At 65.4% G+C, this 19270-nt stretch carries 16 protein-coding genes; 8 read left to right on the top strand and 8 right to left on the bottom strand.

Annotated features, from left to right (window positions below):
- Positions 1-35: 35 nt before the first annotated feature.
- Complete coding sequence (locus FLQ03_RS13705) at positions 36-815, bottom strand: substrate-binding periplasmic protein (protein ID WP_206210979.1); 780 nt, start codon at positions 813-815, stop codon at positions 36-38.
- Positions 816-957: 142 nt separating this feature from the next.
- Between FLQ03_RS13705 and FLQ03_RS13700 the strand changes: the two genes are divergently transcribed.
- Together FLQ03_RS13700 and FLQ03_RS13695 are read left to right on the top strand one after the other, a co-directional pair.
- Positions 958-1578: an FMN-binding negative transcriptional regulator gene (locus tag FLQ03_RS13700; protein ID WP_144370737.1), complete on the top strand. Its 621-nt coding sequence runs from the start codon at positions 958-960 to the stop codon at positions 1576-1578.
- Between the two features lie 52 nt (positions 1579-1630).
- Positions 1631-2182 carry a YaeQ family protein gene (locus FLQ03_RS13695; protein WP_144370736.1) on the top strand — a complete coding sequence of 184 codons (552 nt, stop codon included), beginning with the start codon at positions 1631-1633 and terminating at the stop codon, positions 2180-2182.
- Between the two features lie 16 nt (positions 2183-2198).
- Here FLQ03_RS13695 and FLQ03_RS13690 read toward each other — a convergent pair whose 3' ends face one another.
- A complete protein-coding gene (locus FLQ03_RS13690; RefSeq protein ID WP_144370735.1) occupies positions 2199-3833 on the bottom strand; it encodes a methyl-accepting chemotaxis protein in 1635 nt (544 codons plus the stop codon).
- A 171-nt stretch (positions 3834-4004) separates the two neighbouring features.
- Between FLQ03_RS13690 and argH the strand changes: the two genes are divergently transcribed.
- Both argH and FLQ03_RS13680 read left to right on the top strand, forming a co-directional pair.
- A complete protein-coding gene (argH, locus tag FLQ03_RS13685; protein ID WP_144370734.1) occupies positions 4005-5387 on the top strand; it encodes an argininosuccinate lyase in 1383 nt (460 codons plus the stop codon).
- 163 nt (positions 5388-5550) lie between these two features.
- Positions 5551-5811 carry a hypothetical protein gene (locus FLQ03_RS13680; protein WP_144370733.1) on the top strand — a complete coding sequence of 87 codons (261 nt, stop codon included), beginning with the start codon at positions 5551-5553 and terminating at the stop codon, positions 5809-5811.
- Between the two features lie 103 nt (positions 5812-5914).
- On the opposite strand, the gene FLQ03_RS13675 is transcribed toward FLQ03_RS13680, so the two are convergent.
- A complete protein-coding gene (locus FLQ03_RS13675; RefSeq protein WP_144370732.1) occupies positions 5915-6118 on the bottom strand; it encodes a 2-hydroxymuconate tautomerase family protein in 204 nt (67 codons plus the stop codon).
- A gap of 21 nt (positions 6119-6139) precedes the next feature.
- Complete coding sequence (locus tag FLQ03_RS13670; protein ID WP_144370731.1) at positions 6140-7054, bottom strand: DMT family transporter; 915 nt, start codon at positions 7052-7054, stop codon at positions 6140-6142.
- 99 nt (positions 7055-7153) lie between these two features.
- On the opposite strand from FLQ03_RS13670, the gene FLQ03_RS13665 reads away from it, so the two are divergent.
- Both FLQ03_RS13665 and FLQ03_RS13660 read left to right on the top strand, forming a co-directional pair.
- Positions 7154-8008: a LysR family transcriptional regulator gene (locus FLQ03_RS13665; RefSeq protein ID WP_144370730.1), complete on the top strand. Its 855-nt coding sequence runs from the start codon at positions 7154-7156 to the stop codon at positions 8006-8008.
- 199 nt (positions 8009-8207) lie between these two features.
- The gene (locus tag FLQ03_RS13660; protein WP_144370729.1) at positions 8208-10244 is read left to right on the top strand and encodes a methyl-accepting chemotaxis protein; all 2037 of its coding nucleotides are present in this window, start codon (positions 8208-8210) and stop codon (positions 10242-10244) included.
- Between the two features lie 66 nt (positions 10245-10310).
- Here FLQ03_RS13660 and FLQ03_RS13655 read toward each other — a convergent pair whose 3' ends face one another.
- The 3 genes from FLQ03_RS13655 to parC are packed head-to-tail and all read right to left on the bottom strand — an operon-like array spanning position 10311 to position 15524.
- A complete protein-coding gene (locus FLQ03_RS13655; protein WP_144370728.1) occupies positions 10311-11648 on the bottom strand; it encodes a sigma-54-dependent transcriptional regulator in 1338 nt (445 codons plus the stop codon).
- Positions 11645-13174, bottom strand: coding sequence for a sensor histidine kinase (locus tag FLQ03_RS13650; RefSeq protein ID WP_144370727.1), 1530 nt, complete (start codon positions 13172-13174; stop codon positions 11645-11647). Before FLQ03_RS13650 ends, FLQ03_RS13655 begins: the two co-directional genes overlap by 4 nt.
- Before the next feature lie 4 nt (positions 13175-13178).
- The gene (gene parC, locus FLQ03_RS13645) at positions 13179-15524 is read right to left on the bottom strand and encodes a DNA topoisomerase IV subunit A (protein WP_144370726.1); all 2346 of its coding nucleotides are present in this window, start codon (positions 15522-15524) and stop codon (positions 13179-13181) included.
- A gap of 83 nt (positions 15525-15607) precedes the next feature.
- Between parC and FLQ03_RS13640 the strand changes: the two genes are divergently transcribed.
- Positions 15608-16069 (top strand): GNAT family N-acetyltransferase, encoded by a 462-nt coding sequence (locus FLQ03_RS13640; RefSeq protein WP_144370725.1) that lies wholly within the window; start codon positions 15608-15610, stop codon positions 16067-16069.
- A gap of 82 nt (positions 16070-16151) precedes the next feature.
- Here the strand turns inward: FLQ03_RS13640 and FLQ03_RS13635 are convergent, their stop codons facing one another.
- A complete protein-coding gene (locus tag FLQ03_RS13635; protein ID WP_276607778.1) occupies positions 16152-16886 on the bottom strand; it encodes a BPSS1780 family membrane protein in 735 nt (244 codons plus the stop codon).
- A 201-nt stretch (positions 16887-17087) separates the two neighbouring features.
- Here FLQ03_RS13635 and tkt point away from each other — a divergent pair, with 201 nt between their 5' ends.
- Entirely contained in the window at positions 17088-19079 is a 1992-nt protein-coding gene (gene tkt / locus FLQ03_RS13630) for a transketolase (RefSeq protein ID WP_144370723.1), read from the top strand.
- Positions 19080-19270: the final 191 nt, after the last annotated feature.

The raw sequence follows: 19270 nt of genomic DNA, 5'->3' as shown, positions 1-19270 counted from the left end.
CAAGCGTTTTATCGAATAAATCACCGGAACCGCGGTTACTGCGCCATCACCCGTTGCCGGGCGTCCGCCAGCCGACGCGCCAACTCACCGCTGCGACGCATGGCGGCCAACTCGCGGTTGAAACGGGTGATCACGCCCGTCGCCTGCGGATGATGACGCCAGATCACGATACCCATCGGCGCCTGCCAGTAGGCTTTGTCCTGCGGCTGCAGCTGTGCAGCCTGGGCCGGCAAATGCTGCCGTAGCAGGTACAGGCCGCTTTCACGCTCCATCGGTACCAGCTCGACCCTGCGGGCGGCCAGCTTGCGCATATTGCTGACGTCGTCTGGCGACTCGTCGGTTTTGAGCACACCCTGCTGCACCAGGCGATCAAACGCCGGCGAATAGAAATTGCCCAAGGTCACGCCAAAACGCCACGGTGCGAGATCGGCCAGCGTGCGCCACGGGTACTGCTCGCCCTTGCGCTGGAAAAACACCATGCGGAACGGCAGCACTTCGTCGCTGAACAACAGGTCACGCTGGCGCTCGGCGCTGGGCGTCCACCCCAGGCTGCCATCGACATCGCCGTTTCTGGCCAGCTGCAGCGCACGGTTGTTCGGGTACCAGGTGTAGGTCACCTGCACGCCGGCACGGCGGAATACCTCGGTCACCACCGACGTCATGATGCCGCCATCGGGCAGGCGGCTACCGGCAAACGGCGGGTATTCCTGATTGGAAAAATGCAGGCGCAGCGGCGCGTCTGTCGCCACGGCCAGCAACGGCGACATCCACAGGCAAAGCAGCAGGCCGGCAAGGCGCTTGGGGTGAGTGGTCATCATCGTTGCAGTATAGAGCCAGGCCCGCCGTGGGGCACGTACAGCACTGACCGTGGCTCCCCCCGCCGGGCCGGCGAGTGGCTCTGTGCAAACGTGCGCTGCCGCCATAGTGTTGACCCACCCCGCACCCCAGGAGCACAGCATGCCGCTTTACCAGCCACCGGCCTTTGCCAGCGACACCAGCCGTTGCCAGGCATTGGCCGCCCGTTTCCCGTTTGCCACCCTGATCACGCCCACGCCGGATGGCCCCTGGCTCAGCCACCTGGTGCTGCTGGCCGACCCGGCACAGCCGGGCAGCCTGCTGGGTCACCTGGCGGCGGCCAACGGCCACGCGCAGGCGCTGCAGCATTACCCCAGCGTGGCCGTGTTCCAGGGCGAGCACGGTTACGTGTCGCCACGCTGGTACCACAGCGCAGGCGGCGTACCCACCTGGAACTACCGCGTGGCCCACGCCCACTGCGGCGTGGCCGACACGGTGGCGGGTGACGCACTGACCGCGCTGCTGGCCACGCTGACGCAACCGTTCGAAGGCGAGGGCGGCTGGCACCCCGGCCTGCTGCCGCCGCAGGCCCTCACCGGCATGCAGCGCGCTATCGTGGGCTTCCGGCTGCCGGTGCTGCGTTGGGAGGGCAAGGACAAGCTAAGCCAGAACCGCCACCCGGCCGACCGCGACGGCGTCATCGCTGCGCTGCAAACCGGCAGCGAGGCCGACCGCCAATTGGCCGCCGCCATGCAGGCAGCGGCCGCCAGCGCACAGGCGTAGGCCGGCAAAAACCGTTACACTGCAGGGCTTTACGCCTTACCGAAAGCCCTGCATGGCACTGAAAGCCACCATTTACAAAGCCGACCTCGCCATCGCCGACATGGACCGTGGCTACTACGACAGCCACAGCCTGACCATCGCCCAGCACCCGTCGGAAACCATCGAACGCATGATGCTGCGCATCGCCGTATTCGCCCTGCACGCCGGCGAGTACATGGCCTTTACCCGCGGCATCAGCGATGACGACGAACCGGACCTGTGGCAAAAGAATTTCAGCGAGGAAATCGAGCAGTGGATCGAGCTGGGCGAGCCGGATGAAAAGCGCCTGCGCAAAGCCTGCGGCCGCGCCGGCCAGGTGTGGCTGTACAGCTACGGCGGCCGCGCCGCCGATATCTGGTGGCAGGACATGGCCGGCAAGGTTGGCCGCTTCGAGCACCTGAACGTGCTGTCGGTGGCGCCGGACACCCTAGCCGAGCTGGCCACGCTGTGCCAGCGCAGCATGCAGCTGAGCGCCACCATCCAGGACGGCGTGCTGTGGCTGTCGTCGGAAATGGGCAATGTGTCGGTCAGCCCGCAGCGGCTGTACGGCAGCGGCGAGCGCTAAGGCCCGCCGGTCACCATCAGGCCAGACGGAAGCGCGCCACCACCCCTTGCAGTGTTTGCGACAGGCCCATCAGCTGGCCGGAGGTGGTGGCCAACTCTTCCACGGTGGCGCTGTTTTCTTCCGCCATCTGCGCCACGGTTTCCATGCCCTTGGCCAGCTCCTGGCTGGCGCCGCGCTGCTCGGTGAGGGCGCCGTTGATATTGCTGATCGCCTGCAATACTGCGTCGGCACTCAGCTGCACCTGCTGCATGATCTCGGTGGTGCGCCCGGCGCTGGCGCTGACACCGTCCACGCTCTGCCGGCTTTGCGCCATGCTGCCCACCACTTGGCCGGCGTTCTGCTGGATGGCGCTGACCATACGGGTAATCTCCTGAGCCGATACCGTGGTGCGCTCGGCCAGTTTGCGTACCTCGTCGGCCACTACAGCAAAGCCGCGGCCAGCTTCGCCAGCACGCGCGGCTTCAATCGCCGCGTTCAAGGCCAGCAGGTTGGTCTGGTCGGCCACGTCGCGGATAACGGTGACGATATTGCCGATTTCCTGCACCTCACGGGTAAGGGTGGCCATTTCTCCGGCGGTGGCTTCCACACTGTGGTTGACCGCCAAAATACGCTGCGCAGCGTCGCCCACATCGTCATTGCCGCGCCGGGCAAGACTGCCGGCCTGATTGGCCTGGTCGCTGGCATCGTGGGCGTTATCGGCCACATGGTTGATGCTGACGGTTAGCTCTTCCAGTGTGGCGGCAGCAGAGGAGGTGGACTCGGCCTGGCGCTGGGCGCTCACCGCCACCTGCTCCGACATGCTAGACAGCTGTGCAGCTGAGTCCGCCACGTAGCCGGCGCTGCTGCGGATCTCCTGAAAGGCATCGTTCAGCCGCAGCCGCATGCTTTCCAGCGCGGCCAACAGTTGCCGGGTTTCGCAGCGGCCGTCACGCACATCTACCCCCTGCACCGGACACAGATCGCCCTCGGCAATGCGCTCCGCCATGCCCACCGCTTGCCTCAGCGGCTTGACGATCTGCGCAGCCAGCAGCAAGGCAATGCCGATGCCGGCTACGAGCGACACCAGCGATACCCATCCCATGATGGTATTGGCCGATGCTATCGCCGCCAGCGCGTCGCCCTTGCCCTCATCCATCTTGCCGGACTGGAACACGGCCATCGCCTCCAGCGCAGTCATGTAGGCGTTATTGCTGGGCGCAAATTGTTTGAGGATGAAATCCACCGCTTCCGGGTCCTGGTTGGCGCGCAGCAGTACGTACAGTTTGTCGTAGTTGGCCGCCAGCTGCGCCCCGCTATCGGCAATGCCCTTCATCAGCTCGCGGCCTTTCGGGGTATTGAGCATGGCGTCCAGCTTGGCCAGATCCTCGATGTTTTTCTGGCGGTTGGCCTCGGCCTTGGCAATGGTGTCGGCCACGGCTGACGCTTCGTTCTGGAACACCGCATTGCGCACCAGCCGGCCGTTATCCAGCGTACGCTTGATTACCTGGTTACTCAGCACCACCTTCGGGTAGCGGTCGTCCACGATATCCGTCAGGCTTTGGCGGATGGTGCGCAGCTCCAGCATCGCCACCGCACCCATCACCAGCATCAACAACAGGATGATGCTGATACCGCCCAGCAGCTTTTCTTTCAGTTTGAGTGCGTCGAACATGGCCAGTCCTCCCGGTGTGTTCTTCACGCTAGGCAGCGGAAGGGCGCACCGCAAGGAACGTGCCGGCCGTGGTGATAAATATCCTGCCGGAATGCTCCTGTCTGACAACGGGCTGGCTTATAATCCTTACCCATAATCGCCATACATTTACAGACTTGGGACATTTTCACCATGCAAGACGCGCACGCCTGGTCCGGCCGCTTCACCGAGCCGGTCTCCGAACTGGTCAAGAAATACACCGCTTCGGTCACTTTCGATAACCGTTTGGCCGAGTTCGACATCGAAGGCTCGCTGGCGCACGCCGCCATGCTGAACAAGTCCGGCGTGCTGTCCGACGCCGACCTGGCCGCCATCCGCGACGGCATGGCGCAGATCATCGCCGACATCCGCGCCGGCAACTTCGACTGGAGCGTGGACCTGGAAGACGTGCACATGAACGTCGAGCGCCGCCTCACCGACAAGATCGGCGACGCCGGCAAGCGCCTGCACACCGGTCGCAGCCGTAACGACCAGGTGGCCACCGACATCCGCCTGTGGTTGCGCGCGCAGATCGACGCCATCGTGACGCTGATTGCCGAGCTGCAAACCAGCCTGCTGGACCTGGCCGAGCAGCACGCTGACACCGTGATGCCGGGCTTCACCCACCTGCAGGTGGCACAGCCGGTCACCTTCGGCCACCACATGCTGGCCTACGTGGAAATGCTGGGCCGCGACGCCGAGCGCATGACCGACTGCCGCAAGCGCGTTAACCGCCTGCCGCTGGGCGCCGCCGCGCTGGCCGGCACCACCTTCCCGATCGACCGCCACTACACCGCGCAGCTGCTGGGCTTTGACGACGTGTGCCACAACTCGCTGGACGCCGTGTCCGACCGAGACTTCGCCATCGAATTCACCGCCGCCGCCAGCCTGGTGATGGTGCACTTGAGCCGCCTGTCCGAAGAGCTGATCCTGTGGATGAGCCCGCGCGTCGGCTTCATCGACATCGCCGACCGCTTCTGCACCGGCAGCTCCATCATGCCGCAGAAGAAAAACCCGGACGTACCGGAGCTGGTACGCGGCAAATCCGGCCGTGTTGTCGGCCACCTGATCGCCCTGGTGACCCTGATGAAGGCGCAGCCGCTGGCTTACAACAAGGACAACCAGGAAGACAAAGAGCCGCTGTTCGACACCGCCGACACGCTGATCGACACCCTGCGCATCTACGCCGACATGATGCGCGGCATCACCGTGAAGCCGGCCGCCATGCGCGCCGCCGTGCTGCAGGGTTTTGCCACCGCCACCGACCTGGCCGACTACCTGGTGAAAAAAGGCATGCCGTTCCGCGACAGCCACGAAGTAGTGGCACTGACCGTACGCCACGCCGAGCAACAAGGTGTGGACATTGCCGACCTCAGCCTGGACACGCTGCGCCAGTTCAGCACCCTGATCGAGCAGGACGTCTACAGCGTACTGACCCCGGAAGGCAGCCTGGCCCAGCGCGACCACGTGGGCGGTACCGCGCCGAACCAGGTCCGCTTCCAGATTGCCCGCCACCGCGCCCGTCTGGCCGGCTAAGCAAGCGATTTCCATAGAAAACCCCCGGTATTTACCGGGGTTTTTTATATTGTCATCCACGCATGACACACTGTTACCGTTTGCCCTGCGGCCAACCTTGCCAGCCGCCATCCGGCAGGGCAATACTGATGACGCCTTATTGCCAACCCAAAGGACGACTACCATGCGCAAACTGCTCGCTATTGCCCTGCTGGCCTGTGTTTCCACCGCCACCTTTGCTGCTGACGCCAGCTGCGAAGCCAAAGCCACCGAGAAGAAACTGGCCGGTGCCGCCAAGCACAGCTTCGTGAAGAAGTGCGAGAAAGACAGCAAAGCCGCCGGCGCGCAAGCCAGCTGTGATGCCAAAGCCGCCGAGAAGAAACTGGCTGGCGCCGCCAAAAACAGCTTCGTGAAGAAATGCGTGAAAGACGCCGGCGCCGCCTGATCACCGCCCGCCAGTCACCACAACGCCCCGCCAAGTGCGGGGCTTGGTTTTGCTGCGGCCAACCCTGCACCAACGCAAGCGGCCACGCGGCAAGGTCTCGGCGCTAGCTGCCGCGCGCGCGGCGCACGGTGACGCTCTCGCCACCGATACCCCAGTTATCGGTGTCCACCTCATCGATCACCACCACGGTGGTGGCCGGGTTCTTGTTCAGCACCGTCTGCAGCAGCTGTGTCACGCCGGCAATCAGCTCGGCCTTCTGCTCGGCGGTCGCGCCTTCACGGGTAATCTTGATATTGACGTAGGGCATGATGACTCCAGGGTTCAAGGTTCAGGGTTGGCCGCAGGCCGCCACCGGGCGGGCCTGGAGCGAAGCAGGTACCGGGCGCGACACCCACCAGGCACCCAGCGACACGCACAACAAGGCCGACGCCAGTGTGGCCGTCAACGGCTCGTGCAGCAACGGCACGGCCGCAATGCCGGTCAGCACCGGGATCAGTGCCATCAGCGCCGCCACACGCGACGGGCCCAGCAAATCGATAGCCCGCAGATAACACAGCATGGCCACAATGGCCGGGCTGATGCCGTGGAACAGCGCCTGGCTGACGATCATCGGCCACGGCGTCGCCGCCAGGCCTTTGGGCAAGCACAGCAGATACACCGGCAAATAGAGCAGGGTGGACGCCAGCGTCACAAAGCTGGTTAGCAGCCACGGCGCGTAGCCCCAGCGCTTGGCCAACAACGCGTACAGCGCCCACAGCACCCCTGCAGTGAGCAACATGCCATCGCCCAGCCATTGCCCCGGCAGTGCCTGGCCGGCAAACAGCGGCCAGCCCAGCAGGGCCAGCCCCAGCGCCATCACCGCGTAACCGGGGCGGGCAGCCCGCTGCGGCCAACCCTGGCCCAGCAGCAACAGCAGCAACGCCATCAAGAACGGCTGGATACCCGCCACCAGCAAGGCCAGGTGCGCCGCCGGCACCCAGCGTACCGCGCTGTAGCACAGCAGGCAGAAGCCGATGCAGCCGATCAGCGCCAGCAGCCACAAGCGGGCATCGCGCCACGCCGCCAGTGGCGGGCGCGGCAGGCACAGCAACACCACGCTGGCGGTGCCCAGCCGTAGCGCCAGCAGGTCGTAGGCGGTCAGCGGCGTTTTGCCGCCCAGACGGGCCATCAGCATGAAGCCGCTCCACAGCAGCAGGCAGGCAAACAGGTACAGGTAACCGTGGTGGCGGGTGCGCTCGGACATGACCGTTCTCGATAAGGTAACAAGGTGTCACTATGCGCGCCGTTTTTCATCCTGAAAAATGAATTAATATGATGGCAAGTATTTCAATTGGAGATTGATATGGAGTTGAGCGACCTGGCGATTTTTCAGGCGGTATTGCGGGAAGGCGGCATTACCGCCGCCGCCCGCCGCCTGCACCGCGTGCAATCCAACATCACCACCCGTATCAAGCAACTGGAAGACAGCCTGGGCGTGGCGCTGTTCGAGCGCGACGGCCGCGGCGTACGGCCCACGGCAGCAGCGCAGGTGCTGGCCGGCTACAGCGAGCGGCTGCTGGCGCTGGCCGACGAAGCGCGCAGCGCCGTTGCCAGCGACACCCCGCGGGGCAGCTTGCGGCTGGGCGCGATGGAAAACACCGCCGCCGTCCGCCTGCCGCCGCTGCTGGCGCAGTTTCACCAGCGCTACCCGCAAGTACAGCTGGAGCTGCGCACCGGCCCCACCGCCAGCCTGGTGACGGCAGTGCTGGCCGGCGAGCTGGACGGCGCCCTGGTATGCGGCCCGGTAAACGACCCGCGGCTGGCCAGCCAGCCGTTCTGCCGCGAAACCCTGCTGCTGATCAGCGCGCTGGGCGCCCGCATCGACCCGGCGCACGGCCCGCAAACACTGCTGGCCTTCGACCACGGCTGCGCCTACCGCCAGCGCTTGGAACGCTGGCTGCAGGAAAGCGGGTGCACGGTGGCGCGGCTGGTGGAACTGGACTCCTACCACGCCATGATCAGTTGCGCGGCCAGCGGCATGGGCATTGCACTGGTACCGGAAGCCTTGCTGGCACTGACGCCTGCGGCCGATCACGTGGCCCGGCACCCGTTACCGCCCCATCTGGCGCAGGCAGATACCGTTTTCATCCGGCGTGACGGCACGAAAATGCCAGCATTGGATGCATTTGCGGCATATTTCGACACAATTCAGCCATAAATTGCCGCGAGAGCAATCAATCTATAATTGTAAATATCTTTAAAAATCAGATAGCTACATCGTTTATTTTGATAATCGTCAAGTTGGCAAAAAGCATTAGGACATACGATATACATCGGTGATTTTATAAGTTGCGCATAAAAAAACTGATAACGCGCACCGCACCACTAACCACCCACCACCACCGTGTATAGCCACCATGTCCAAAACCGCCTTTGCCCGCTTGTCGCTGGCGCAGAAACTCAGCCTGATCCTCAGTATTGCCCTGTTCGTCATCCTCGGCCTGGCCGGCCTGATCGTTGCCGGCTGGCTGTCGGAGCGCATCGAACAGCGCGCCGTCAACACCATGCAGCAAACCAACCAGCAGGTAGTCGATACCATCGACGCCTACGCCAGCGTGCTGGAAGGCAGCGCCCGCAATAGCGCCGCACAACTGGCGGCCAACCTGCCTGGCGCCTTGCGCGCCGATGCGGCCAACCCGGTCACCATCAGCGGTCACAGCGCCCCCGCGCTGTACAGCGGCGACGTGCTGCTGAACGGCAACGAAAGCCAGGTGGACCGCTTCACCCAGGCCACCCGTGGCGTCGCCACCCTGTTAGTGCGCAGCGGTGACGACTTTGTCCGCGTCGCCTCGTCGCTGAAAAAAGAGGACGGCACCCGCGCCGTGGGCACCCAGCTGAACCACGACCACCCGGCCTACGCGCAGCTGAAGGCCGGCCAGGCCTATACCGGCCCGGCGCGCCTGTTCGGCCGCGATTACATGACCCACTACCTGCCGCTGCAGGACGCCGCCGGCCAGGTGGTGGCGGTGGTGTTTGCCGGTATCGACTACACCGACGGCCTGAAAGCGCTGCGTCAGAAGATCCTGTCGCTGAAGATCGGCGACAGCGGCTACGTCTACGTGCTGGACGCCAAGGCACGTCCGGGCGAGCTATTGATCCACCCCAGCAAGGAAGGCAAGAACATGCTGGACAGCGTAGACGCCGACGGCCAGACCTTCGTCAAGACCATGCTGTCGCAACAGCAGGGCCTGATCCGCTACAACTGGCTGGACCCGGATAAAACCACGCCGCGCGTGAAGCTGGCGACCTTCGTGTCTTACCCGCACTGGGGCTGGCTGGTGGCCACCAGCGCCTACCAGGACGAACTGGTGCGCGAACCGCGCGAAATGCAGGTGAAGATGCTGCTGGGTACACTGCTGGTGATCGCACTGCTGATTGCGCTGGTATTTGTGGCCATGCGCCGCTGGGTCAGCCAGCCGCTGTCGCGCCTGGTGGCCACCACCCGCCGCGTGGCCGCCGGCGACCTCACCGTCAGCATTGCCGTGGATCGCCACGACGAAATCGGCGAAGTACTGCAGGCCAGCAACCAGATGTGCCAGGAGCTGCGCCAGCTGATCAGCGAGGTCAACCAGAGCGTCGATGGCCTGGCGCGTAACGCCCAGGGCCTGGCCGCGCTGTCGGAAGACGTCTCCGGCAGCTCGCAAGAGCAAAGCCGCGCCGTGGCCGCCATGGCGGCCTGCGTCGAGGAGATGACGCAGAGCATCGGCCAGGTGAGCCAGTACGCCAGTGACGCGCGCGAGCTGGCTATCCAGTCCGACCAGGTATCGCAAACCGGCGAAGTGATTGTTGGCCGCACCGTGCAGACCATGCGCGAGATCGCCGACGCCAGCGGCAGCACCGCCGCCACCGTCACCCAGCTGGGCGAACGCTCGGAGCAGATCAGCCGCGTGGTCACCGTCATCCGCGACATTGCCGACCAGACCAACCTGCTGGCGCTGAACGCCGCCATCGAGGCCGCCCGCGCCGGCGAAATGGGCCGTGGCTTTGCCGTGGTAGCCGACGAGGTACGCAAACTGGCCGAGCGCACCACGCAATCGACGGTGGAAATCAGCGACACGGTACAGCGCATCCAGGCCGAATCGCGCGAGGCAGTGGAAAGCATGAACAGCGGCGTGCTGCAGGTAGAAGCCGGCGTGAAGTCGGCCAGCGAAGCCGGCGCCAGCCTGCAAAGCATCCGCGACGGCGCCCGCAAGGTGGAAGAATCGGTGGTGGGCATTGCCGAGGCGCTGCGCGAGCAAAGTACCGCCAGCATGGACATCGCCCACAACGTGGAGCGGGTGGCGCAGCAGGCCGACCAGAACCACCACAAGGCGCACGACGCCTCGCTGGCCGCCTGCGAAATGACCGCCATGGCGCAGCAGCTGCGGCAGTCGGTATCGCGCTTCAAGATCTGAGCCGCCTACGGCACAAGAAAAAACCCGGTCTGCACGGCCGGGTTTTTTCTTGTACGGCGCCAGGGCTTACTTCATCCCCAGCCGCTCCAGCCGGTAACGCAGCGAGCGGAAGCTGACCCCCAGCAGCTTGGCGGCCTGGGTGCGGTTGCCGTCGCATTGCTGTAGTGCCGCCTCGATGGCCACGCGCTCCACGCGGTCCAGGTAGTCCTGCAGCGTTTCGCTGCCGCTGGCCACCGGCGGCACCTCGCCCGGCTGGCTGGCCGCGCTGCCGGCACCGTGCAATTGCAGGTCGTCCGGTTCGATGCGGTTGTCGCTGCACAGCGCCACCGCCCGCTCCAGGATGTTTTCCAGCTCGCGGAAGTTGCCCGGGTAGTGGTAGGCCAGCAGGGCCTTCACCGCTTCCGGTGTCAGCCGCGGGCGCTCGCTATCGCTACCGGAGAAGCGGTCGAGCAGGGCGCCCACCAGCCGCGGGATGTCCTCGCGCAATTCGCGCAGCGCCGGCATGGCCAGGCTGATGACGTTCAGGCGGTAGAACAGGTCCTGGCGGAACAGGCCGTCCTGCACCGCTTGTGCCAGGTGCTTGTGGGTTGCGGAAATGATGCGCACGTCGACGTGCTCTTCCTGGGTAGCGCCAAGGCGGCGTACGGTTTTTTCCTGGATCACGCGCAGCAGCTTCACCTGCATGGCCAGCGGCAGGTCGGCAACCTCGTCCAGAAACAGCGTACCGCCGTGCGCCTGCTGGAAATAGCCGTCGCGGTCGGCATCAGCGCCGGTAAACGCGCCCTTCTTGCTGCCGAAGAACTCGCTCTCCATCAGCGTTTCGGGAATCGCCCCGCAGTTCACCGCCACGAACGGCTTGCCGGCACGCGGGCCTTGCTCGTGGATCAGCCGCGCCGCTTGCTCTTTGCCGGTGCCCGATTCGCCGCTGATGTGCACCGCGGCCTGGTTACGCGCCAGCTTGGCAATCAGCCGGCGCACTTCCTGGATGGCCGGTGCCTCGCCCAGCAGCCGCTCGCTGGCCAGCGCCGGGTTGGCCGCACTGTCCGGCAGGCGGATGGCCGACTTCACCAGCGCCCGCAGCGCCGCCAGGCTGAGCGGCTTGGCCAGGTAATCGAAGGCGCCGGCTTTCATGGCAGCCACCGCGTTTTCGGTGCTGCCAAACGCCGTGATCACTGCTACCGGAATGTCCAGCCGCTGCGCGGCGATGTATTCCACCACCTGCAGGCCTTCGCCGTCGGGCAGCCGCATGTCGGTGAGCACCAGGTCGGGGCGGAACGCCACCACGCGCTGGCAGGCGTCTTTTACCGAGGCGGCGGTGTCCACGTCCAGCCCCATCTTCAGCAGGGTCAGTTGCAGCAGTTCGCGGATATCGGGTTCGTCGTCAACAATCAGTACGCGGCTCATGTCTCTTTCGGCAGGATCAGGCGGAAGCAGCCACCGGGCGGCAGGTAGTCCAGCCGCGCGCCGTTGGCTTCGGCCAGCTCGCGGGCGATATACAGCCCCAGGCCGGTACCGCTGCTTTCCGTGGTGAAAAAGGGCTCGAACAGCTGGCTCTGCGCCTGCGGCGCGATACCCGGGCCATCATCGATGACGCTGATGGCCTCACGCGACACGTCGATGCGGACGGCGCCGGTGGTGGCACTGCTGTGGCGCCAGCCGTTGCTGAGCAGGTTGGTCAGGATCTGTTGCAGGTGGCCGCGATCGAAACGGGTGGTAACCGGGGCCAGATAGCGCGTCAGGATACGGCCGGCGGTATCGGGGTTGGCCATGGCAAAGCCGTCCAGCAGCTCGGGCAGGAAGCGGCCCAGCTCGATGCTCTCGGGTTGCACGCGGTCGCGGCGGTTGAGCTGCAAGACTTCCTCCACCAGCCGGTTGATGCGGCGGGTGTTGTCTTGCACCATGCCGGCCAGGCGGCGGCTGGCCGGGTCACTGGCGTCTTCGGCCAGCAGTTCGCTGGCGTGGCTGATGGCGGCCAGCGGGTTGCGGATTTCGTGGGCAATATTGGCAGTGAGACGGCCCAGCGCCGTCAGCTTCATGCGTTGCGCCTCGGCGGCCTGCTCGGCGATGTTCTGCAGGAACAGCACCAGCAAACGGGTGCCGTTTTCTTCCAGCGGCACCATGCGGCCGATCAGCTGCTGGCCGCGCACATTGCTTTCCACGGTCTGGGCGTACGGCGGGCAACCGGCGCGCTGCCAGCGCACGATCAGCGGCATCAGCTCCGGCACCGTGGTATCGCGCTGCACACGGCCCAGCAAGCGTTCTGCGCGGCTGTTGAAATGGCGCACCACGCCGTGGCCATCCACCACCACCACCGCTTCGCGCAGCGCTTGCAGTACCAGCGCGTTGACGCGGTTCAGGCTGGCCAGCTCGTCACCACGGGCTGCGGCCAACCTTTCCGATTCGCGCGCCTTGCGCGCCAGCAACCAGGTGGTACTGCTGGTGACAAAACAGGCGATGGCCAAGAGGGCGGCCTGGAACAGTTCGCGTGGCAGGCTGATGCCGTGCAGCATGTCGGCCAGCACGCTGGCAAATACCGCCAGCGTGGCCATCGCAGCGTGGAACAGCGCCAGCCGCCCCGGCACCAGCATGCCGGCTACCGCCAGGAACGGCAGCAGCAGCATGCCGAAACCGCTCTGCACGCCGCCGTACTCGTGCATGTACAGCACCAGCAGTGCGATGTCGCCGGCCAGGCTGAGGGTGATGCTCCAGCTCAGTGGCAGCCGGGTGCGGCCCAGCAGCAGGCCGAATACCGCCAGCCCGGCGTACATGCCCAGCCAGCCCGACAGCCAGGCGTTGCGGCCTTCCAGAAACGGCATCGCCCACTGCGTCATCATCAGCAGGGCGGCGATGCTGGCCACGCGGAACAGGTTGTAGTAACGCAGCGCCCGCCCGGAGGTGAGCAGCGCGGGCTGCAGGGCAGGGCTGCTCATCGGCTTAGTCCGGGTTGCCGATGCGGCCAACCGTCCACTTCTTCGGCATCAGCTTGCCCTTGCGGCCACGCTTGCCGTCAAACTCGGCCAGCGCTAGCTTTTCGTCGCCCACCTTGCCGCGTACCGACACCGTGGCCAGCAGCGCTTTTTCGCCGTGCACCAGGCCGACCGCGGTCAGTGCCTCGCCGTCGTCCAGCGCCATCAGCATCAGGCCGCGGCCCTTGGCCAGCTCTTTCAGCTCGCTGGCCGGGAAGGCCAGCAGGCGGCCACCGTCGCTGGCGGCGACCAGGCGCACGCCGTCCAGGTTGGCCGCAGCCGGTACCGGTGCCAGCACGGTCTCGCCGTCGTCCAGCGTCAGGAAGGCCTTGCCGGCTTTGACGCGGCCGGCCATGTCGCCAATCTTGGCGATGAAGCCGTAACCGCCGCTGCCGGCCACCACAAAGCGGGTGTCTTCCTTGCCGGACAGCATCTGCGCCGGCTTGGCGCCGTCTTGCAGCTCGACCAGGCTGGCCACCGGCACGCCGTCACCGCGACCGGTCGGCACGTCAGCCGGGTCGATGGTGTAGGCGCGGCCACGGCTATCGAGCACGATCAGCGGCCACACGGTGCGGGTTTCCACCACCGTATGCAGCGCGTCGCCGTCCTTGAACGCCAGCGCCGACAGGTCGACGTTGTGGCCCACGCGGGCGCGCACCCAGCCTTTTTGCGACAGGATGATGGTGACCGGTTCGTCGGCCACGGTTTGCGTCAGCACCGCGCGTTCGGCCACCTTGATCTCGCTGCGACGGGCGTCGCCGTACTTGGTGGCGTCCTCGCGGATTTCTTCGGCCATCTTGCCGCGCAGCGCGGCTTCACTGGACAGCAGGTGGCGCAGGTTGTCGCGTTCCTTGCGCAGCTCGCCCAGCTCTTTTTCCAGCTTGAAGCCTTCCAGCCGCGCCAACTGGCGCAGGCGGATTTCCAGGATGTCTTCAGCTTGCGCTTCGGACAGGCCAAAGGCCTTGATCAGCTCCGGCTTGGGCTCGTCGGACTCGCGGATGACGCGGATGACTTCATCGATATGGATGAAGGCGATCATGCGCCCTTCCAGGATATGGATGCGCTTGTCCACCTGGCCCAGGCGATGGTTGAGGCGGCGGGTGATGGTGTGCTGGCGGAATTGCAGCCACTCGGCCAGGATGGCTTTCAGGCCTTTCTGCGCCGGGCGGCCGTCCATGCCGATCATCACCAGGTTGAGCGAGGCGTTGCCTTCCAGGCTGGTTTGCGCCAGCAGGATGTTCATGAACTCGTCCGGGTCCTGGCGGCTGGACTTGGGTTCGAACACCAGCCGTACCGGGTGCTCGCCGTCGGACTCGTCGCGCACGCGGTCCAGCAGTGACAGCATCAGGCTCTTCAGGTTTTGCTGGTCTTGCGTCAGCGCCTTCTTGCCGGATTTCACCTTGGGGTTGGTGGCTTCTTCGATCTCGGCCAGCACTTTCTGCGCGCTGGAGCCAGGCGGCAGCTCGGACACGATAACGCGCCACTGGCCACGGGCCAGCTTTTCCACTTCCCACTTGGCGCGCACGCGCACGCTACCGCGGCCAAGCTCGTAGGCGGCCAGGATGTCTTCGTACGGGGTGATGATCTGGCCGCCGCCGGGGAAGTCCGGGCCCGGCACGTGCTGCATCAGCTCGGCGGTGGTCAGGTTGGGGTTGGCCAGCAGCGCCAGCGATGCGGCCGCCACCTCGGACAGGTTATGCGGCGGGATCTCGGTGGCCATGCCGACGGCAATGCCGGAGGCGCCGTTGAGCAGCACCATCGGCAGGCGCGCCGGCAGCAGCGCCGGCTCGTCGAAGGCACCGTCGTAGTTGGGCACGAAGTCCACGGTGCCCATGTCGATTTCGGCCAGCAGCAGTTCGGCAATCGGCGTCAGGCGCGCTTCGGTGTAACGCATGGCGGCGGCACCGTCGCCGTCGCGGCTACCGAAGTTGCCCTGGCCGTCGATCAGCGGGTAGCGCAGCGTGAAGTCCTGCGCCATACGTACCAGCGCCTCGTAAGCCGAGCTGTCGCCGTGCGGGTGGTATTTACCCAGGATTTCACCCACCACGCGGGCGGATTTCACCGGCTTGGCGCCGTGGGTCAGGCCCATGTCGCGCATGGCGTACAGGATGCGGCGCTGTACCGGCTTCTGGCCGTCGGCCACTTCCGGCAGGGCGCGGCCCTTTACCACGCTCATCGCGTATTCGAGGTAGGCGCGTTCGGCGTACAGGTCCAGCGCCAGGCTGCCGTCGTCCAGCGCAACCGGGTTGGCCGCAGGCGGAGCGGGGGGCTGGGCGGCATTGCCGTGGTCAGCAAACAATTCGTTCTGGCTCATAGTGGGGTAGCAAACGTTGCGCAGAGCGCGCAGCGTGTTATGTTCGGATCACGAGAAAGTGACATATAAGCAAGGATTGTACTATGCCCAACCCCGTACGGTGGCAATGCCACGGTTTTCATGACTTTACCCCGCTAGCGTTGTACCAGGTACTGCAACTGCGCGACCAGGTGTTCGTGGTGGAACAGCAGTCCCTCTATGGCGACATCGACGGCATCGACACCGACTGCTGGCACCTGTCCGGCCGCGACGCGCACGAGCGTCTGCTGGCCTACGCCCGCCTGATCGCCCCCGGCGTGAAGTACCCGGATGCCGTCGCCATCGGCCGCGTAGTGATACCGCCGCACGCCCGCGGCAGCGGCCTGGCCAAACCGCTGATGCAGCAGGCCGTGGCGCACAGCGAGCGCTTGTTTCCGGGCCGCGCCATCATGCTGTCGGCGCAGCAGGACAAGCTGGGCTTTTACGAGCAGTTCGGCTTCCGTACCGTGTCCGAGCCTTACGACGACGGCGGCATCCTGCACGTGGACATGCGCCGCGACGCCTGAGCCCGGGGCCATGCCTGCCCGCGTGAAAAAGCACAAGGCCCGCCGCAATCGCGGCGGGCCTTGTCATGTTGGCCGCACACCATCAGCCGCGCTGCGGCAAGCCACTGCCAAACACGTCCTGCCACGCCACGTAGACCGACACGAACATGACTGGCAGCCATAACAACAGCCCAAGTCCAAACGGCAGCATGGCCAGAAACAGCAGCACCGCCAGCATCACCCCGCACAGCAAGACCGCCTGCCAGTTCAACCAGCCACCGGCCAGGCTGCGCCGCATCGCCCGCAGCGGGTCGAAACTGCCCAGCACCACCGCCGCCGGTGCAAACCAGTACAGCAACGACGCAATGAACATGCCGGCTGCCAGCAAGGCAAAACCGACGATCTGCTTGCCCAGCGGCATGGCGGCCAGGGCTTCATCGCCCAGCGACCCGCCGGCCAGCGCCAGCAAACCGATGACCACCAGCATCATCGCGGCCACCAGCAAGCCGAAGTAGGCCAGCCCCAGGCCTACCAGCTGGCGCACGTGGCTGCCGAACGCGGCAAACACATCCAGCGGCCGCAGCGTCTCGCCGCGGTCGGCGCGCGCCGCTGCCAGCACGAAACCGCCGGCAAACACCGGCACCGTCACCATGGTCAGCAACTGGCCAACGGCCCCCAGGCTGCCCAGCAGCGATTGCAGCAGCAGGTAGCACACGGCAAACAGCACCCAGGTCAGCGGTTGCTCGCGCACCAGGAAAAACGCCTGGCGCAGCCATTGCCAGCCGTGCGACGCCGGCACCTTGCGCGGGGGCAGGGCATGGGCGGGTGGGGTCTGCATCACGATAAATCTCTCCGGTATCAAGGTACTAGCGCGAGCGTAGTTTTATTACGCGTAAAAACAAAGGCCTGGCTTTGCGGTGCGGTTGCCGCGGTGCCGCAAAATCGGCGATAATTTCATGATTTCGCAACGGTTAGGCCGTCGGCAAAAGCGATGGTCCGGCCGTTGTTCCGGTTCCCTACAAGTTGAGGTTTTCCCCGAATGGTCACCCGAACCGAGCTCGCCAACGCCGTGCGTTTCCTGTCCATGGATGCCGTGGAGAAGGCTAAATCCGGTCACCCCGGCGCCCCGATGGGCATGGCAGACATCGCCGAAGTCCTGTGGCGCGATCATCTGCAGCATAACCCCGCCAATCCGGACTGGTCCAACCGTGACCGCTTCGTATTGTCCAACGGTCACGGCTCCATGCTGTTGTACAGCCTGCTGCACCTCACCGGCTACGACCTTTCGATCGAAGACCTGAAAAACTTCCGCCAGTTGCACAGCAAGACCCCGGGTCACCCGGAGTACGGCTACGCACCGGGCGTGGAAACCACTACCGGCCCGCTGGGCCAGGGCATCACCAACGCGGTAGGCATGGCACTGGCCGAAAAGATCCTGGCCGCCGAATTCAACCGCGACGGTTTCCCGGTGGTTGACCATCACACCTACGTGTTCCTGGGCGATGGCTGCCTGATGGAAGGCATCAGCCACGAAGCCTGCAGCCTGGCCGGCACCTGGGGCCTGTCCAAGCTGATCGCGTTCTACGACGATAACGGCATCTCCATCGACGGCGACGTGGAAGGCTGGTTCACCGACGACACCCCGGCCCGCTTTGAAGCCTACGGCTGGCAGGTGATCCGCAACGTAGACGGCCACGACGCCGAAGAGTTGCAAATCGCCATCGACACCGCCAAGAAAGAAACCACCCGCCCGACGCTGATCTGCTGCAAGACCGTTATCGGTAAAGGCGCGCCCAACAAGCAAGGCGGCCACGATGTCCACGGCGCGCCGCTGGGTGCCGCCGAAATCGCCGCCGCCCGTGCCCACCTGCAATGGGGCTACGAGCCGTTCGTGATTCCGCAGCCGATCTACGACGCCTGGGACGCCAAAGCCAAAGGTGCCGCAGCCGAAGCCGCCTGGGACAAACTGTTCGCCGGCTACGCCGCGGCCTACCCTGAGTTGGCCGCAGAGTACACCCGCCGCATGGCTGGCGAACTGCCGGCAAGCTGGGATGCCCACGTTGCAGCCAAGATCGCTGCCGTGAACGAAAAAGGCGAAACCATCGCCACCCGCAAGGCCTCGCAAAACGCCATCGCCGCGCTGGCCGAGGTACTGCCGGAGCTGGTGGGCGGCTCGGCCGACCTGACGCCGTCCAACCTCACCAACTGGCCGGGCAATGTGGCCGTTTCACGTGAAACCGGCGGCAACTACGTGCACTACGGCGTGCGCGAATTCGGCATGGCCGCCATCATGAACGGCCTGGCTCTGCACGGCGGCGTGAAGCCGTTTGGCGCCACCTTCCTGATGTTCAGCGAATACGCCCGCAACGCGCTGCGCATGGCCGCGCTGATGAAGATCAACCCGATCTTCGTATTCACCCACGACTCCATCGGTCTGGGCGAAGACGGCCCGACCCACCAGCCGGTAGAGCAAATCGCCACCCTGCGCCTGATCCCGAACATGGCCGTTTGGCGCCCGTGCGACACCGTCGAGTCGCTGGTGGCCTGGGCCGAGGCGCTGTCCGCCAAGGATCACCCGTCTTGCTTGATCTTCAGCCGCCAGAACCTGCCGTTCGTCACCCGTGACACCGCGCAGATCGACGGCATCAAGAAGGGCGGCTACGTGCTGCGTGACGCTGCCGACGCCAAGGCCGTGCTGCTGGCCACCGGTTCCGAAGTGGAACTGGCGCTGAAAGCGCAGGAAGCGCTGGCTGCCGAAGGCATCGCCGTACGCGTGGTGTCCATGCCGTGCACCAACGCCTTCGACAAGCAGGACAAGGCCTACATCGCCAGCGTGCTGCCGGCAGGCCTGCCGCGCGTGGCGATCGAAGCCGGCGTGACCGACGGCTGGCGCAAGTACGTGGGCCTGGAAGGCGACGTGGTCGGCATCGACCACTTCGGCGAATCCGCCCCGGCCGGCGTACTGTTCAAGGAGTTTGGTTTTACCGTGGATAACGTGGTTGCCAAGACCAAGAGCGTGATCCGCGCATAACAACAAGCCGCCCCCGTGACAACGAGGGGCGGCTTTTTATTCGTGCCCCGGACACGGACAGCCCCCCAAGCGACCGCGCGCCCCAACACCCAGAACAGTACAAAAGTACGGCAGGGTGCCAAGCCGGGTCGGGTTCCACAGCCCGACCATGCCAGCGTTGGCCGCAGCAGGGCCTGCACCGGTTCACGGGC

Origin of the sequence: Vogesella urethralis, from assembly GCF_007644045.2 — a bacterium.
Classification (GTDB): domain Bacteria; phylum Pseudomonadota; class Gammaproteobacteria; order Burkholderiales; family Chromobacteriaceae; genus Vogesella; species Vogesella urethralis.
The sequence above is the reverse complement of the archived record's forward strand: the minus strand, read 5'-3'. Positions and strand labels throughout refer to the sequence as shown.

Bases quoted from the DNA above. Each gene is read 5' to 3' on its own strand.
- FLQ03_RS13690 (WP_144370735.1), bottom strand. From the start codon at position 3,833: ATGTTCGACGCACTCAAACTGAAAGAAAAGCTGCTGGGCGGTATCAGC.
- FLQ03_RS13670 (WP_144370731.1), bottom strand. From the start codon at position 7,054: ATGTCCGAGCGCACCCGCCACCACGGTTACCTGTACCTGTTTGCCTGC.
- FLQ03_RS13655 (WP_144370728.1), bottom strand. From the start codon at position 11,648: ATGAGCCGCGTACTGATTGTTGACGACGAACCCGATATCCGCGAACTG.
- FLQ03_RS13665 (WP_144370730.1), top strand. From the start codon at position 7,154: ATGGAGTTGAGCGACCTGGCGATTTTTCAGGCGGTATTGCGGGAAGGC.
- argH (WP_144370734.1), top strand. From the start codon at position 4,005: ATGCAAGACGCGCACGCCTGGTCCGGCCGCTTCACCGAGCCGGTCTCC.
- FLQ03_RS13635 (WP_276607778.1), bottom strand. From the start codon at position 16,886: ATGCAGACCCCACCCGCCCATGCCCTGCCCCCGCGCAAGGTGCCGGCG.
- FLQ03_RS13700 (WP_144370737.1), top strand. From the start codon at position 958: ATGCCGCTTTACCAGCCACCGGCCTTTGCCAGCGACACCAGCCGTTGC.
- FLQ03_RS13660 (WP_144370729.1), top strand. From the start codon at position 8,208: ATGTCCAAAACCGCCTTTGCCCGCTTGTCGCTGGCGCAGAAACTCAGC.
- FLQ03_RS13680 (WP_144370733.1), top strand. From the start codon at position 5,551: ATGCGCAAACTGCTCGCTATTGCCCTGCTGGCCTGTGTTTCCACCGCC.
- FLQ03_RS13705 (WP_206210979.1), bottom strand. From the start codon at position 815: ATGACCACTCACCCCAAGCGCCTTGCCGGCCTGCTGCTTTGCCTGTGG.
- FLQ03_RS13675 (WP_144370732.1), bottom strand. From the start codon at position 6,118: ATGCCCTACGTCAATATCAAGATTACCCGTGAAGGCGCGACCGCCGAG.
- parC (WP_144370726.1), bottom strand. From the start codon at position 15,524: ATGAGCCAGAACGAATTGTTTGCTGACCACGGCAATGCCGCCCAGCCC.
- FLQ03_RS13640 (WP_144370725.1), top strand. From the start codon at position 15,608: ATGCCCAACCCCGTACGGTGGCAATGCCACGGTTTTCATGACTTTACC.
- tkt (WP_144370723.1), top strand. From the start codon at position 17,088: ATGGTCACCCGAACCGAGCTCGCCAACGCCGTGCGTTTCCTGTCCATG.
- FLQ03_RS13650 (WP_144370727.1), bottom strand. From the start codon at position 13,174: ATGAGCAGCCCTGCCCTGCAGCCCGCGCTGCTCACCTCCGGGCGGGCG.
- FLQ03_RS13695 (WP_144370736.1), top strand. From the start codon at position 1,631: ATGGCACTGAAAGCCACCATTTACAAAGCCGACCTCGCCATCGCCGAC.